The organism is Paraburkholderia sp. PREW-6R, from assembly GCF_039621805.1.
In the GTDB taxonomy this organism is placed as follows: Bacteria; Pseudomonadota; Gammaproteobacteria; order Burkholderiales; family Burkholderiaceae; genus Paraburkholderia.
Map to the genome: position 1 here is coordinate 2,005,177 of NZ_CP155073.1, position 15,398 is coordinate 2,020,574.

Consider the following 15,398-nt stretch of genomic DNA (forward strand, 5'->3'; position numbering starts at 1 on the left):
AATACAACTCACATTATACGATGCCCAAGCGGCCCACTGACCACCTGGCCGATCAGGCTTCCGCCCGGAATTCGTCGCCGGCTTCAAAGCCTGCTCTGCGCGCTACGGCCGCCTCGCCTGCTCCCGCTGCCACCCTGCCCCCCGCGCCCGACACACCTACCGCATTGCTCGGCGGTATCACGCCGTCGCAATTCATGCGCCGGTACTGGCAAAAGAAGCCGTTGCTGATTCGCCAGGCCATTCCCGACGTCGAAGCGCCGCTTTCACGCGAAGCATTTTTCGAGCTTGCCGATCAGGAAGAAGTCGAAGCGCGCCTCATCACGCACTTTCGCAACCGGTGGCAACTCGAGCATGGACCGTTCGCGCCGGACGAATTGCCGTCCGTGAAACAGCGTGCATGGACGCTGCTCGTGCAGGGTGTGGATCTGTACGACGATCGCGCGCGCGCACTGCTCGACCGCTTTCGTTTCGTGCCGGACGCGCGCCTCGACGACCTGATGATTTCGTATGCAACCGACGGCGGCGGCGTCGGTCCGCATTTCGATTCCTACGACGTCTTTTTGCTGCAGGTCAAAGGCAAGCGACGCTGGCGTATCAGTTCGCAAAAAGATCTGACGCTGGAGCCCGGACTGCCATTGAAAGTTTTACAGAATTTCGAGCCCGAAGAGGAGTGGCTGCTCGAGCCCGGCGACATGCTCTATCTGCCGCCGCACATTGCGCACGACGGGGTGGCGGAAGGCGAATGCATGACCTGTTCGATCGGGTTTCGCGCGCCTTCGGCGAGCGAGCTGACCGCGCAGTTCCTCTACCATCTTGCCGAGCGCGGCGAGTCGACGAGTAAAGCAAGCGCGCTGTATCGCGATCCGCAGCAACCCGCCGTCGAGCATCCTGCGGAATTGCCAGATGCATTAGTTCAGAGGGTTGGCGCGATCCTTGCTGCCATCAAGTGGAAAGAGCCAGACATTGCGTCGTTCCTTGGTACGTATCTCAGCGAGCCAAAGCCGAGTGTCGTATTTGATCCGCCGCAAAGACCGCTCAATGAAGCGCGTTTCATCACCCAGGCGTCGCGGCAAGGTATTCGACTCGACCGCAAGACTAATCTGTTGTACAACCGGCGTTTTTTCTTCGTAAATGGAGAGGAAACATTGATCAACGGTGCAAAGAAATGGTTGTTTGACCTCGCGGATCATCGCTCTTTGAGTGCGAAACGCTTTGTAACACTATCGCACGATTCGTCGGTGACAGCACTGCTACACGAGTGGTATTGTGCGGGCTGGATACAAGTGGGCGAGTTTGCATAACTCTGCCTGCTATACCGTACGTTGAAATTTTGTATGAGAAAGACAACGTATTGACCCCGGATTTATGGATTGTCAGTACGAAAGTGCATATAATTTCCGCCCAAGCCGTAGGGAAGATTCCAGCTCGTCGAATGAGCGTCTCCACCAGCGGCCCAGGTCGGTGTTGGAGCACATTACCGGTATTATTTTGCGCTGTTGCTTACCTTTAAACCATAAAAGGACGTGATCATGAAGAAATCCCTCCTCGTAGCATCCCTGTTGGCAGCTGTGGCACTGGCTGCTTGCAACAAGAGCAACGACCAGGCCGCTGCCCCGGCTAGCGACGCAGCTGCTGCTTCGGCACCGGCTGCTGCAGCTTCGGATTCGGCGATGGCTGCTTCGGGTGCTGCTGCTGCTGCGAGCGACGCTGCTGCTTCGGCTTCGGCTGCTGCTTCGGACGCAGGCGCTGCTGCTTCGGACGCATCGGCTTCGGCTGCTGCTCCGGCTTCGGGCGCAAGCCAGTAAGCTGTCGCGTAGGGTTCGCCTCTGGGCGAAAACTGCATCGGGAATCGTTGCGATTACTGATGCAGTTAACAAAACGCCACGGATTCACATCCGTGGCGTTTTGTCATTCATGCGCCGTTTTTCAACGGCGCAATTACTTTTAACGGCTTTCCACCCCGCTGTGCATGTCCCTGTAGATTACATGGCGGATCATTAATGCATTACACGCAGATAACCGCGCGAGCACGCCCGCGAAAAACCTAGCCAGCCGGCGGCGTTGAATTCTCTTCAAAGAACTCCCGCACGACTTCAATTTCACGGGTGCGTTTAAACGGCGGCAAGCTCTGCCAGATACGACGGCCATACGGTTTGTCGACAAGGCGCGTATCGCAGATCATCAGCACGCCTCGATCGGTCTCCGCGCGAATCAGACGCCCGGCACCCTGCTTCAACGTAATCACCGCTTGCGGCAACTGATGAACTGCGAACGGGCTCAACCCTTTCTTCGTCAGCGCGTCGAGTCGCGCGGATAGCACGGGGTCGTCAGGTGGCGCAAACGGCAGCTTGTCGATGACCACCAGCGAGAGCGCGTCACCGCGCACGTCCACGCCTTCCCAGAAGCTCTGGCTGCCCACGAGAATCGCATTGCCATACGAGCGGAAGCGGTCGAGCAGTTCCGTGCGGCTCGCGTCGCCCTGCACGAGCAGCGGATAATCCCAGCCGCGTGCTTCGATCACATCGCGCAACTTCGCGGCGATACGATCGACCGCACGCAGCGTCGTGCACAACATGAAGACACCGCCACCTGAGGCTTCAATCGCCGGCAACGCCGCGTCGAACACGGCGTCGGTGAACATCGGCGACGACGGCTGCGGCAGATTACGCGGCACGTAAAGCAACCCTTGCGTCGGGTAGTCGAACGGACTGGGCAGCGTCATCGAACGTTTGGCGTTCAGACCCATTTGCGCCGCGTAATGCGTGAAGTCGCCGCGCACCGACAACGTGGCCGACGTGAAGATCCACGCGCGCGGCACACCGGCGCGCTGCTTCGCGAATATCGGTGCAACCGACAACGGCGTTTCATGCAACTGAACGGTGTGCGAAAAGACTTCGATCCAGCGCACCTTCTCATTCGGATCGGCGCGCTCAACCTTGCCCTCCGGCCCAGCCGCGTTCGCGGCTTCACGCTCGGCCCCGGTCGGCGGCGTAGTCCAGCCAGCCAGCACGCCCTGCAGTTCGCGCGCGCGGCGCAAGCATGCGCCAAGGGATTCGGCACGCTCGGCCTGGGCCGACAATGCGGACGTCAGCGCGTCGAGTTCGGTTTCCAGTGTTACGAGCGCGGGAAAGAGCGCGTGGTCGTCCGGCAACTGACCGATCGACAACCTCACCGAATCCTCCCTGAACGCGAGACGCACATCGCGCGCGGCGCGCTCGAGCGTGGCACCGAGCTTGACCCAGTCGACTGCCTCGCGCGCATGCCCGAGACCTTCGGCGACCGAATCGCGGGCCAGCTCGAGAAACTGCGTGGTGGAAAGCGTCTCGCCGAAAAAGAGCGTGGCCGTTTCCGGCAGCTGATGGGCTTCGTCGAAAATGATCGTGTTCGCGGTGGGCAGCAGCTCGGCCATGCCGGTATCGCGCAACATGATGTCCGCGAAGAACAGGTGGTGATTGACTACGACGATATCGGCCTGCTGCGCCTCGCGCCGTGCCTGCATGACGAAGCAGTCCTTATAGTGCGGGCACTCCTGGCCAAGGCAGTTTTCGCGCGTGGACGTGACCATCGACCACACGGCCGCCGTTTCCGGCACGCTCGCGAGTTCGGCTTTATCGCCCGTGCGCGTGATCTTCGCAAAGCGCACGATGTCCTGCAGATACGAGGTTTCCTGGCGCGACGGCAGACGCCCGTTATCCGCGGTGCGTTGCAGATAGTAATGGCACAGGTAATTCCCGCGCCCCTTGAGCATCGCGACCGAGACCGGCACCGCCAACGCGTCGCGCACGGTTGGAATGTCGCGCTGAAAGAGCTGATCCTGCAGGTGTTTGGTACCCGTCGACACGATCACCTTGCCGCCCCACAGCATGGCCGGCACGAGATACGCATAGGTCTTGCCGGTGCCCGTGCCCGCCTCGACGATCAGCGTGTTCTCGCTGCCGTCGAGGCCGCCCGATTCGTCCTGTTCCACTGTCCCGGCTGACACGGTGTCTGTACCTTGCTGCGTCGACATGCGACGCGCCGGGCGCTTTTGCGCGTCGAACATCGCAGGCTCGGGCATTGCGCGGCCAGAGGCTTCCATGGCCGCCGCAACGGCGCGCGACATCTCGATCTGCGACGCGCGCGAGCGATAGCCGTCGATCTGACGGGCCAGCAAGCCGTTGTCCGCGAAGATCTCGTCGAGTTCAGCGGCGCGACGGGGAGTCAATGTCGCGCTAAGCGCCGAGCCGGACGCCGACGCGCGCGGCGCCGGTGCGACGGCTGCCGTGGTCTCGCTGGCTGCGGCGAGCGGCGATGGGTCGAGCGGTGAAAGCGGTGAATTCAAGGCAAGCGTTTCCTACGAAGTCCGGCTCGCGCAGCGCGCGCCCGGCGCCTGCCAGGCCGCGAACTCAGGCGCGTACGTCCGGTTCGAGCTGCAATTGCAGCAAGATGATGGTGTCCTTGACTTTGAGCTTGCGCTTTTTCAGGCGCTGCAACTCGAAGTCGTCGATGCCGGGCTCGTCCGACATTCGGTCGATCAGCCGATCGAGCCCGCTGTGTTCCGATTCCAGCTGCAGAATGCGGTCGCGCAGCGTGTCCGCGTTGATGACGTGATGTTGATCGCGCATGCTCGCCTCCTCTCGTCCACGGCCGGCCACGCATGCGGCCGATGCCTGAGGTTGCTGTCTGGCTTAAAACGCGTTACGGCAACTACGGGTCAAGCTTTGACGGTATGACCATACCGAGCACCCATTACAGCACGGCGCGCCCACGCGCGCTCGCCGCAGCGGCAGTTTTTTGCAACGGCTTCGCATCGGCTCAACATCCGCGGCATCACGCGCCCGGGTACGCTCAAGCACGCCCAAGCACGATCGGCGCGCAGCATCCTTACTGTTGCTGCTGTTGCAGCTTCTGCTGCTGCTCGAGTTCCTGCTGCTGTTTCAACTGATCCTGACGCTTCTGTTCGGCTTTATCCGCAGCCTGCTTCTGACGCGCCTCCACGTCCGCCTTGTGTTGCGCGGCGTCCGCCTGCTTCTTCTCGAAGCTCTGCTGCTTCTGCTCGCGCTCCTGCGCCTTCTGCGCGCCCTGGGCACGCGCTTCGGCAAGCTTGCGCTGGAAGTCGCCCTGCTTCTGATCGTACGCCTGCTGGTTCGCGGCGGCCTGAGCCGGACTGATGCCACGCTGCGCCTGATCCAGCGCATGTTGCCGCTGCTTGTCCTGATAGGCCTGCGCGTTCGCTGCGCGTTGCGGCGCTTCAGCGTTGCGCTGCGCCTGATCGAGCTCGTGCTGCCGTTGCTTGTCCTGGTATGTCTGGGCGTTGCGCGCATCTTCCGCGGCACGTTGCGGCGCTTCCGCCTCTTCCTGCGCGCGTTTGATCGCGGCCTGCTGGTCACGTTCGCGCGCACGTTGCACCCGCTGCTCACCGTCGAGCGCCAACTGCTCCTTGCGGATGTCCGCCTGCTCGGCGCGCATCGCGTCGCGCGCCTTGTTCAGGCAGTGGTTGACCAAAAATCTGCTGTAGCAGTCGTGTTCGGCGACGGCGTACCGATAGTTGTTATCGTCACTGCGCCGATTCAGGACTTTCTGACGATCATCGAACGATTTGTCGAGCGCGGCGGCGTTGCTGGCGTTATCTACGCCCGCGGCACCCGCGGTATCCGCGCCGCCAATCGAAGCTGCGTCCGACGCTGCCAGGGGCGGTGCGGACGGCGTGGCCGCTCGCGCCGCAATGGGCGCCACCGTTTGAGCGGCAGCGGGAGCACAGACGCTCAATGCGACAGCCATCATGCATGACATGCACGCTGCGAAAAATGGCAGCAGTTTCGACGCGCGAAGGGCCAGGCGCAAGCCCAGGCGGTGAAGGGAAAAGGAGATCGGCAACGTCGTAGAGGGTCAGCGGAACATGCCCGAAATTCTATCATCCCGCGGTTGAGCCCTTTGGCATTTATGGCAAAATGCCCCGCTCTAGCCACCTCGCCGCAGTATGCGCACCCGGCGCGCCACAGGCCCGAAGCGCCCACGCGCCTTGCAGCGCGCTACCGCACCCTGAAGCGCCCGGCAACACGCCAGAGCGTGCGCAACGGCGCGTTCAGCACGCGGCCATCGAGTCAGCAGGAACACCAAGAGCTTATGACGGAAAACGTAGCACTCAAGATCGTACAGCGCATTGCCACCGAACTGTCCGTCCAGCCGCGCCAGGTCGCGGCCGCGGTGCAACTTCTCGACGAAGGAGCAACTGTTCCGTTCATCGCCCGTTACCGCAAGGAAGTGACCGGGAATCTCGACGATACCCAACTGCGCAATCTCGAAGAGCGCCTGCTCTATCTGCGCGAGCTGGAAGACCGGCGCGCCGCGATCATCACGAGTATCGACGAACAGGGCAAGCTCACCGACGAGCTGCGTCATGCAATCGAAGGCGCCGACAGCAAGCAGGTGCTCGAAGACCTGTATCTGCCGTACAAGCCCAAACGCCGCACGCGCGCGCAGATTGCCCGCGAAGCCGGTCTGCAGCCGCTTGCCGACGCGCTCATCGCCAACCCTTTGCTCGACCCGCCAGCCGAAGCGGCCGCCTACGTGAACGCCGAAAAGGGCGTGGCCGACGTGAAGGCCGCGCTCGACGGCGCGCGCGACATCCTCTCCGAACAGTTCGGCGAGACGGCCGATCTGCTCGGCAAGCTGCGCGATTACCTGTTCAATCAGGGCGTGGTGTCGTCGAAAGTGGTTGAAGGCAAGGAAAACGCGGAAGAAGAAAAATTTCGCGATTACTACGACTATGCCGAGACCATCCGGACCGTGCCGTCGCATCGTGCGCTCGCGCTGTTTCGCGGTCGCAACGCGGGCGTGCTGATGATCAAGCTCGGTCTCGGCGAAGAACTCGACGCGCAGGTGCCGCATCCGGGCGAAGCGCTGATTGCGCGCCACTTTGGCATCGCCAACCAGAACCGCCCCGCCGACAAGTGGCTCTCCGACGTGTGCCGCTGGTGCTGGCGCGTGAAGGTGCAACCGCACATCGAGAACGAACTGCTGACCAATCTGCGCGACGAAGCCGAGCATGAAGCGATTCGCGTGTTTGCACGCAACCTGAAGGATCTGCTGCTCGCCGCGCCCGCCGGTCCGAAAGCCGTCATCGGCCTCGATCCGGGCATGCGAACCGGCGTGAAGGTCGCCGTGGTCGATCGGACCGGCAAAGTGCTCGCCACCGACGTGATTTACCCGCACGAGCCGCGCCGCGACTGGGACGGCTCGATTGCAAAGCTCGCGCGGCTGTGCACGCAAACGAAGGCGGAACTGATCAGCATCGGCAACGGCACGGCGTCGCGAGAAACGGACAAGCTCGCGAGTGAGCTGATCGCGCGTCATCCGGAATTCAAGCTGCAAAAGATCGTCGTGTCCGAAGCGGGCGCGTCGGTCTATTCGGCGTCCGAACTGGCGGCAAAGGAATTCCCCGACATGGACGTGTCGCTGCGCGGCGCGGTGTCGATTGCACGGCGCTTGCAGGACCCGCTCGCCGAACTCGTGAAGATCGAGCCGAAAGCGATCGGCGTCGGCCAGTATCAGCACGATGTGAACCAGCGCGAACTCGCGCGCTCGCTCGACGCGGTGGTCGAAGATTGCGTGAACGCGGTCGGCGTGGACGCGAACACGGCGTCGGTCGCACTGCTCGCGCGCGTGTCCGGTCTGAACGCCACCTTGGCTCGCAATATCGTCGACTATCGCGACGCGCACGGTCCGTTTCCGTCGCGAGAGCATCTGCGCAAGGTGCCGCGGCTCGGCGACAAAACCTTCGAGCAGGCCGCCGGCTTCCTGCGCATCAACAACGGCGAGAATCCGCTGGACCGCTCGTCCGTTCACCCGGAAGCGTATCCGGTCGTCGAACGCATGCTGGCGAAAATCAGCAAGCATGTCGGCGAAGTGCTGGGCAATCGCGATGCGTTGCGCGGGTTGTCACCCGCTGAATTCGTCGACGATCGTTTCGGTCTGCCGACGGTGCGCGACATCCTGCTCGAACTCGAAAAACCGGGGCGTGACCCGCGGCCCGAGTTCAAGACCGCGACGTTCCGTGAAGGCGTCGAGAAGGTCAGCGACCTGACGCCAGGCATGGTGCTCGAAGGCGTCGTGACGAACGTCGCGGCGTTTGGTGCGTTCATCGACGTCGGCGTGCATCAGGATGGTCTCGTGCATGTGTCGGCGATGTCGAACAAGTTCATCAAGGACCCGCACGAGGTCGTCAAGGCCGGGCAGATCGTCAAGGTGAAGGTGCTGGAAGTCGACGTGAAGCGTCAGCGCATTGCGCTTACGATGCGAATGGACGACGAGGTCGGCGCGACGGCATCGGCGCGTAGTAGTGGTGGCGCGCAGCACGATCGTGGCGGCGCTGGCGGCCGCTCGGGTGGCGGCGCCGGCCGCGGCGCGCCGCAGCGCTCGCGCGAGCCGGAAGCGGGTGGCGCGATGGCCGCCGCGTTTGCCAAACTGAAGCAGAAGTAAGGAGCGCGGTCAGCGTGTGAGTCGATCATGCGCGGATTCCACGCCGTGAAGTTCGCACGCGCAACGCGCCGTTAAACAGAAAGCCCACGCAAGATTGCGTGGGCTTTTCATTTCACCTTTGCTGCAGCGCCGGATCTAGATCTCGATCTTGGTGCCTAGCTCGACCACCCGGTTGGCCGGAATACTGAAAAAGTCGGTTGGCTTCGCGGCGTTCTGATGCATCCACGCGAAGACGCGCTCGCGCCATACCGACATGCCTGGCAACTGTGTCGGCACCACCGTCTCGCGCGCAAGGAAGAAGGACGTGTCCATCAACTCGAACGTCATGTCATGGGTGCGGCCCACTTCCAGCAACACCGCCTTCACGTCCGGCGTTTCGTTAAAACCATAAGCGGCTTTCACCAGATACAAACCACCTTCCATATCCTTGACCGTGACGCGGTCCGCGTCGTTGACATACGGAATGTCGCGCGTGACGAACGTCAGGAAGATGGTGCGCTCGTGCAGCACCTTGTTGTGCTTCAGATTGTGCAGCAGGCTCACCGGGACCAGCGAATCGCTGCCGGTCAGATAGATCGCCGTGCCCGACACGCGGTGCGGCGGGTGCGCGAGCAGGCCCTGCAGGAACGGCATCAGCGGGATACCGTCCGCAGCCGTGCGTTCCTTGACGATCATTCTGCCCTTGAACCACGTCATCAGCAGGAAGAACAGCAGCGCGCCGATGCCAAGCGGCAACCAGCCGCCCTCCTCGACCTTCAGCAGATTGGCGCCGAAGAAGCCCAGATCGACCGTCATGAACACGCCGATGATCAGCGCCACCAGAAGCTTGTTCCAGTTCCACACGTTCACCATGACGACGCACGCAAGGATCGTGGTGATGACCATCGTGGCCGTCACCGCAATGCCGTAGGCGGCGGCAAGATTGTCCGAACTCTTGAACGCGATGACGATGCACAGAATGATGAAGAGCAGCATCCAGTTCACGACCGGCACATAGATCTGACCGATCGCGAGCTCCGACGTATGCAGGATCTTCATACGCGGCACATAGCCTAGCTGGATCGCCTGGCTGGTCAGCGAATACGCGCCCGAAATGACGGCCTGTGACGCGATCACGGTCGCCACCGTCGACAGCACGACGAGCGGCAGCAACGCCCACTCAGGCGCGAGAAGGAAGAACGGGTTTTCGATCGCTTTCGGATCGTGCATGAGCAGCGCGCCCTGACCGAAATAGTTCAGCACGAGCGATGGCATGACGAGCACGTACCACGCCATACGAATCGGCTTCGCGCCGAAGTGGCCCATGTCGGCATAGAGCGCCTCGGCGCCAGTCAGCACCAGCACCACCGAGCCCAGCACTACGTAAGCCTGTAGTACATGCGCGGCCATGAACGTGTACGCATAGTACGGATTCAGCGCGCGGACCACGGTGGGTGCCTGCACGATGTGCCACAAGCCAAGCACGGCCAGCACGACGAACCACAGCACCATGATCGGACCGAACAGGCGGCCGACCATGGCCGTGCCGTGCCGCTGGATCCAGAACAGGAGCACCAGAATCACGATCGTGACCGGCAAAACGAGATGTGACAGATGAGGCGCGGCGATCTCGAGCCCTTCGACCGCGGAGATCACGGAGATGGCGGGCGTAATGACGGCGTCGCCATAGAACATGCACGCGCCGAAAATGCCGAGCATCACCAGCAAGCCGGCCATTTTCGATTTCTCGTCGAGCGAGCGTAGCGCCAGCGCCATCAGCGCAAGCACACCGCCTTCGCCGTTATTGTCCGCGCGCATCACGAACAACACGTATTTGATGCCCACCACGATCACGATCGCCCAGAACAGCAGCGAGATCACACCGAGAATGGACTGCTCGGTCAGCGGAATACCATGCGATGGGCTGAACGCTTCTTTCAGCGAGTACAACGGGCTCGTGCCGATATCGCCGAACACCACGCCGATCGCGGCTATCGCGAGGGAAGGCAGAGGCTGCTTGTGCACGTGATTGTTATCTGTCATAAACGCGACGAAATCCGTTTCCTGAGCGGAAAAACGACCGCTATTCTAAACTGCCCGTCTGGCGCCGCCTGGCTTGTTGTGGATACACCACGTCGATGCTGCGGGCAGTGTAGCACTGCGATATGGGCGCGTCTGCCGCGTCGGCGTCATGCGGCCGTCACGCCGACGCCCTTCGCGAAGCGTCTTCCGCGCAGCGGGTTGAACGTGAAGCGGCGCGTGAGCGCAAAAAAAACGGAGCCCGATGGGCTCCGTTTTGCAGAGTCTGCAACGCACGCGACGCGATGTGTTCAGCGCCCACATGAGCATCAGTCCCCCGCCGACTCCTGCGCCTGCTGCATGCCGCGCTTGATCCACGCGCCCAGATTGTGCGGGCGCACCGTGTCCCACTCCTCGAACGGCTGGTGGATCCACGGGTTGGTCGGCAGATACTGCACGTGATAGTCAGGCTTCACCTTCGAGCAGCCCTTGTACCAGAGCACCGCCGAGCGCACCGCCGTAATGGCCGGATAACGTTCCTTCAGATGCTGCTGCACGCGCGCCAGCGTCACGCCCGAATCCACCAGGTCGTCGACCAGCAGCACATTGCCGGACAACTCGCCGCGCGTCATGGTGATGTATTGCGCGATATCCAGTTCGCCCTGCTCCGTGCCGGCCGCTTCGCGATACGAGCTCGTGGCGAGAATCGCCAGCGGCAAGTCGTAAATACGCGAGAGCTGATCGCCGACACGCAGGCCGCCGCGCGCGAGGCACAGGATCTTGTCGAACTTCCAGCCGGACTCATGCACCTGCAACGCGAGCATTTCGATCAGCCGGTGATACTCGTCCCAGCCGACCCAAAGATTCTTGTCGTCATTGCGCGGGTCTTTCATCGCGATCATGGGTAGACCTTTCACCATGGCTTAAACCTTGAACGGATGACGAAGCAGAATGGTTTCGTCACGGTCCGGACCGGTCGACACCATGTCGATCGGAATGCCCGCGACTTCCTGCACGCGCGACAGATAAGCGCGCGCATTCGCCGGCAGCTTGTCCCATTCCTTGATGCCGACGGTGCTTTCCTTCCAGCCCACGAAGGTTTCGTACACCGGCTCGCAACGCGCGACTTCCGACGCGCCGCGCGGCAGCAGATCCACGGCCTTGCCGTCGACCTGGTAGCCGACGCACAGCTTCACTTCGTCGAGACCGTCGAGCACGTCGAGCTTGGTCATGCACAGTCCGGACACGCCGTTGATCTGGATCGAGCGGCGCAGCGCGGCGACGTCGAGCCAGCCAGTGCGGCGCGGACGGCCGGTGACCGAGCCGAATTCCTTGCCGACGGTGGCCAGTTCGAGGCCGATTGCTTCCTGACGCGCGGCGTTATCCGCGTCGTACAGTTCGCTCGGGAACGGGCCCGAACCCACGCGCGTGCAATAGGCCTTCGTGATGCCGAGAATGTAGTTAAGCTTTTGCGGACCGACGCCCGCGCCCGCGGTGGCGGCGCCGGCCACGCAGTTGCTCGACGTGACGAACGGATAGGTGCCGTGGTCGATGTCGAGCAGCGTGCCTTGCGCGCCTTCGAACAGCAGGTTGCTGCCCGCGGCGTTCGCGTCGTACAGACGGCGCGATACGTCGGTCACCATCGGCTTCAGGCGGTCGGCATAGCTCAGCATGGTGTCGAGCGTTTGCTGGAAATCGACAGCGGCGACGCCCAGATATTGCGTCAGCACGAAGTTGTGATAATCGAGGTTTTCACGCAGACGTTCGGCGAAAGTTTCCGGCTCGAACAGATCCTGCACACGCAGACCGCGGCGGGCTACCTTGTCTTCGTAGGCCGGGCCGATGCCGCGGCCGGTGGTGCCGATCTTGCCTGCGCCGCGGCGCGCTTCACGGCCCTGGTCGATTGCAATGTGATACGGCAGGATCAGCGTGGTGGCTTCGGAAATGAACAGGCGTTTCTGAACGTCGACGCCAGCAGCTTCAAGCTCGCCAATTTCCTTGAACAGCGCTTCCGGCGACAACACGACGCCATTGCCGATGTAGCACGCGACGCCAGGATGCATGATGCCCGACGGAATCAGGCGCAAGATGGTTTTCTTGCCGCCGATGATGAGCGTGTGACCGGCATTATGACCGCCCTGGAAGCGAACGACGCCTTGAGCGTGGTCCGTCAGCCAGTCGACGATCTTGCCCTTGCCTTCATCACCCCACTGGGTCCCCACGACGACGACGTTACGCCCGGGGTTCACATTCACTGCGCTGGCAGACATGTTGTTTCGTAAGCTGGTTAAAAACGTATTCTACCTAGGTTCGCGGAAGCTTCCGAATTTTTCCGTTTCCGCTCAACGGTATGCACGTTATGGTGGAGATAGCAAAGTAAGGTCGGATGGATCGTCCGACATGCGCTTAGGGGCGCGGTTCGACGACCCATGCTCCGTTGCGATCGACCAGCACGCGGTCGAACGCGAATTCATCCAGATCGTGCTCGTGACCCGGCAGCGCCTGGATCACCACTTCGCCCGCGTCGCGCAACGCGGCGACGCTTATACGCAATGCTTCGTCGTGCTGCCATGGCGCGAGAATCGCGCTGCTGCGCGCCTCGACCGGCGAGATGCGCGCCACTTCACGCAGATCGAGCGAGAAGCCGGTTGCCGCGCGCGCGCGCCCGTAAGCCTGGCCCACGTGGTCATAGCGGCCGCCGCGCGCAACCGCATTCGGCACGCCGTCCACGTAAGCGGAGAACATCACGCCGCTGTGGTACGCATAGCCACGCAGGTCGGCGAGATCGATCATCACCTCGGCGCCTTCCACCTGGCTCGCGAGAAACGCGAGGTCGTCGAGCGCGCGGGCGATGGCCGGCGCATTCGGCAAACGCGCCCGCGCCTCTTCCAGCACGGACGCGTCGCCGTACAGCGTGGGCAGCGCGCGCAGCGCGTCGCGCGTGACGGGCGACAGTGTTGCAGTGAGTTCGACGAGCCGCGGCACGTCCTTGCCCGCCAGCGCGTCGTAAAGCGACTGGCCGAGCGCGGCCGCTGCCGGTTCCGCTTCGATCAGCGCCGCGAGCACGCCTGCATGGCACAAATCGAGGCGCACGCGGCCGAGGCCGGCGAGACGCAACGCATCGAGCAGCAGTTGCTGGATTTCCAGATCGGCTTCGAGACCGGCGTGACCGTAAATTTCCGCGCCGATCTGGATCTGTTCACGCGTAGCGTGCAGGCCACGCGGGCGCGTATGCGCCACATTGCCCGCATAGCAAAGGCGTGTCACGCCCTGACGGTTCAGCAGATGCGCGTCGATGCGTGCGACCTGCGGTGTGATATCCGCGCGCAGACCGAGTGTGCGGCCCGACAGCTGGTCCACGAGCTTGAAGGTGCGCAAATTCAGATCCTGGCCGCCGCCCGTGAGCAGCGACTCGATGTATTCGAGCAGCGGCGGCATCACCATCTCGTAGCCGTACGAACGGAAGCGATCCAGCAGATGGCGGCGCAGCTCTTCGATCTTGCGCGCTTCCGACGGCAGCACGTCGGCAATATTCTCGGGGAGTAACCAGGTCGACATCGGTACAGTCCTACGACGTTGAAGACGGCGTCTAAGCGCGCCGGATGTAAATGTGAGTGGCGGGCGGCGGCTCGGTTTTGGCGGCCGCTGCGCTAGCACGCACGCGGCCGAACGGGCGTTTTCGCCTTCATGTTGCCGCGCGCAAGGTCAAACACAGGAGACCTGCCGCATTGGCGAACGACGCGACGTGCCCACTCGCGTCCGCCGCGCGTGCGTCGACGAAGCGCCTCAGGTCACGATGAACAGCAGGATCAATCCGAGCACCATCACGATCAGTCCGCCCACGCGAATCTGATGCGGCGGGCGTTCCGCTATTTTACGGAAGGTGTCGCGCCAGGCAGCCGGAAAAACGAAGGGAAACATGCCTTCGATAATGAGCATCAAAGCGATCGCGAGCAGTAACGAGCCGGCTATATCCATGCGAATCAACGTGCCGCGATGCGGATGCCGCGGCGTTCCGGTTATCAATGTTTGCGCGAGGCCGCGGGAACGTCCGGGGCGGCGACGGCGCCGGTCGGGCTACGCATGAAGCGGAAGAAGTCGTTGCTCGGGTCGACCACGATCACGTCGCCCGGTTTGAAGGTCTTCCTGTACGCCTGCATGCTTTCATAGAACTCGTAGAACTGTGGGTCGCTGCCATACGCGTCGGCCGCGATTTCGGCTGCCTTCGCGTCGCCGTCGCCGCGAATGGTTTGCGCCTGACGATAACCGTCGGCAAGAATCGCCTGCTGCTGAGCGACTGCGTCCGCCTTGATCCTGTCCGCTTCCGCCGTGCCTTTGGCGCGCTCGTCGGCGGCGATCTGCTGGCGCGCGGCGATCATGCGCTTGTACACGGTGTCCGCCATCGCGGCCGGAAAGTCCACGCGCGTGAGTTGCATATCCACCACCGACACGCCCAGTGAGGCCGCGGCCTTATCCATCGTGCCGCGCGCTTCGTCGGCGAGCGCCTGCTGGCGGGCAAGCGCATCGGTGAGCGTGTATTTCGCGAACGTGTCGCCGAGCGCGCTGCGCGAGAGGAGCGCGAGCCTGTCCGGCAGGCTTTGCACGTCGCCTTTCGTTTGCGCGAGCAGTTTCAGCGGATCGGTCACGCGGTATTTGATGACCGGGTTTGCGAGCAGATCGATTTTGTCCGACGTCACGTAGCGGTCTTCGTCCGGCGCGTCGAGCGAGCGGATGCGGCTGTCGACCAGCGTGACCGTCTGCAACGGTGGCGGAAGTTTCACGTGCAGGCCGGGGCCGAGCAGCGCAGCTTCGGCGTCGCCACGCGACGACAGCACGGCCATATGCCGTTGATCGACGACGAACACCATCGACGACGCGGCAAACAGCACGATGACGATAGCGACGACGAGCGCAATGATTTTGTTCATGATGGGCGCGCC

The 15,398-nt window shown here is 62.6% G+C and carries 12 protein-coding genes; 3 read left to right on the forward strand and 9 right to left on the reverse strand.

What is annotated here, in order from left to right; genetic code table 11:
- Positions 1-20 precede the first annotated feature (20 nt).
- Complete coding sequence (locus tag AAGS40_RS08665) at positions 21-1,301, forward strand: cupin domain-containing protein (RefSeq protein ID WP_345814325.1); 1,281 nt, start codon at positions 21-23, stop codon at positions 1,299-1,301.
- A 228-nt stretch (positions 1,302-1,529) separates the two neighbouring features.
- Complete coding sequence (locus tag AAGS40_RS08670) at positions 1,530-1,805, forward strand: hypothetical protein (protein WP_345810876.1); 276 nt, start codon at positions 1,530-1,532, stop codon at positions 1,803-1,805.
- A 239-nt stretch (positions 1,806-2,044) separates the two neighbouring features.
- Here the strand turns inward: AAGS40_RS08670 and AAGS40_RS08675 are convergent, their stop codons facing one another.
- The 3 genes from AAGS40_RS08675 to AAGS40_RS08685 all read right to left on the reverse strand — a co-directional run bounded on the left by AAGS40_RS08675 (position 2,045) and on the right by AAGS40_RS08685 (position 5,772).
- Positions 2,045-4,321 (reverse strand): ATP-dependent DNA helicase, encoded by a 2,277-nt coding sequence (locus AAGS40_RS08675; protein ID WP_345810877.1) that lies wholly within the window; start codon positions 4,319-4,321, stop codon positions 2,045-2,047.
- A gap of 64 nt (positions 4,322-4,385) precedes the next feature.
- A complete protein-coding gene (locus AAGS40_RS08680) occupies positions 4,386-4,604 on the reverse strand; it encodes a DUF465 domain-containing protein (protein ID WP_345810878.1) in 219 nt (72 codons plus the stop codon).
- Positions 4,605-4,863: 259 nt separating this feature from the next.
- Positions 4,864-5,772 (reverse strand): hypothetical protein, encoded by a 909-nt coding sequence (locus AAGS40_RS08685; protein ID WP_345810879.1) that lies wholly within the window; start codon positions 5,770-5,772, stop codon positions 4,864-4,866.
- A gap of 333 nt (positions 5,773-6,105) precedes the next feature.
- Here AAGS40_RS08685 and AAGS40_RS08690 point away from each other — a divergent pair, with 333 nt between their 5' ends.
- Positions 6,106-8,460: a Tex family protein gene (locus tag AAGS40_RS08690; RefSeq protein WP_345810880.1), complete on the forward strand. Its 2,355-nt coding sequence runs from the start codon at positions 6,106-6,108 to the stop codon at positions 8,458-8,460.
- Positions 8,461-8,595: 135 nt separating this feature from the next.
- Here AAGS40_RS08690 and AAGS40_RS08695 read toward each other — a convergent pair whose 3' ends face one another.
- The 6 genes from AAGS40_RS08695 to AAGS40_RS08720 form a co-directional block, all read right to left on the reverse strand.
- Complete coding sequence (locus tag AAGS40_RS08695; RefSeq protein ID WP_345810881.1) at positions 8,596-10,482, reverse strand: potassium transporter Kup; 1,887 nt, start codon at positions 10,480-10,482, stop codon at positions 8,596-8,598.
- Between the two features lie 305 nt (positions 10,483-10,787).
- Positions 10,788-11,378: a phosphoribosyltransferase gene (locus AAGS40_RS08700; protein WP_345810882.1), complete on the reverse strand. Its 591-nt coding sequence runs from the start codon at positions 11,376-11,378 to the stop codon at positions 10,788-10,790.
- 3 nt (positions 11,379-11,381) lie between these two features.
- The gene (locus AAGS40_RS08705) at positions 11,382-12,728 is read right to left on the reverse strand and encodes an adenylosuccinate synthase (protein ID WP_345810883.1); all 1,347 of its coding nucleotides are present in this window, start codon (positions 12,726-12,728) and stop codon (positions 11,382-11,384) included.
- Positions 12,729-12,864: 136 nt separating this feature from the next.
- The gene (locus AAGS40_RS08710) at positions 12,865-14,016 is read right to left on the reverse strand and encodes an ATP phosphoribosyltransferase regulatory subunit (RefSeq protein ID WP_345810884.1); all 1,152 of its coding nucleotides are present in this window, start codon (positions 14,014-14,016) and stop codon (positions 12,865-12,867) included.
- Between the two features lie 228 nt (positions 14,017-14,244).
- Positions 14,245-14,436, reverse strand: coding sequence for a DUF2065 domain-containing protein (locus tag AAGS40_RS08715; RefSeq protein WP_345814327.1), 192 nt, complete (start codon positions 14,434-14,436; stop codon positions 14,245-14,247).
- 44 nt (positions 14,437-14,480) lie between these two features.
- Positions 14,481-15,386, reverse strand: a complete 906-nt coding sequence (locus AAGS40_RS08720; protein ID WP_345810885.1) for a protease modulator HflC — start codon at positions 15,384-15,386, stop codon at positions 14,481-14,483.
- Between the last annotated feature and the right edge of the window lie 12 nt (positions 15,387-15,398).

What these genes read in the sequence shown, in the direction of transcription:
- AAGS40_RS08720 (WP_345810885.1), bottom strand. Translation starts at nt 15,386, where the DNA reads ATGAACAAAATCATTGCGCTCGTCGTCGCTATCGTCATCGTGCTGTTT.
- AAGS40_RS08665 (WP_345814325.1), top strand. Translation starts at nt 21, where the DNA reads ATGCCCAAGCGGCCCACTGACCACCTGGCCGATCAGGCTTCCGCCCGG.
- AAGS40_RS08705 (WP_345810883.1), bottom strand. Translation starts at nt 12,728, where the DNA reads ATGTCTGCCAGCGCAGTGAATGTGAACCCCGGGCGTAACGTCGTCGTC.
- AAGS40_RS08700 (WP_345810882.1), bottom strand. Translation starts at nt 11,378, where the DNA reads ATGGTGAAAGGTCTACCCATGATCGCGATGAAAGACCCGCGCAATGAC.
- AAGS40_RS08690 (WP_345810880.1), top strand. Translation starts at nt 6,106, where the DNA reads ATGACGGAAAACGTAGCACTCAAGATCGTACAGCGCATTGCCACCGAA.
- AAGS40_RS08680 (WP_345810878.1), bottom strand. Translation starts at nt 4,604, where the DNA reads ATGCGCGATCAACATCACGTCATCAACGCGGACACGCTGCGCGACCGC.
- AAGS40_RS08685 (WP_345810879.1), bottom strand. Translation starts at nt 5,772, where the DNA reads ATGTCATGCATGATGGCTGTCGCATTGAGCGTCTGTGCTCCCGCTGCC.
- AAGS40_RS08695 (WP_345810881.1), bottom strand. Translation starts at nt 10,482, where the DNA reads ATGACAGATAACAATCACGTGCACAAGCAGCCTCTGCCTTCCCTCGCG.
- AAGS40_RS08670 (WP_345810876.1), top strand. Translation starts at nt 1,530, where the DNA reads ATGAAGAAATCCCTCCTCGTAGCATCCCTGTTGGCAGCTGTGGCACTG.
- AAGS40_RS08710 (WP_345810884.1), bottom strand. Translation starts at nt 14,016, where the DNA reads ATGTCGACCTGGTTACTCCCCGAGAATATTGCCGACGTGCTGCCGTCG.
- AAGS40_RS08715 (WP_345814327.1), bottom strand. Translation starts at nt 14,436, where the DNA reads ATGGATATAGCCGGCTCGTTACTGCTCGCGATCGCTTTGATGCTCATT.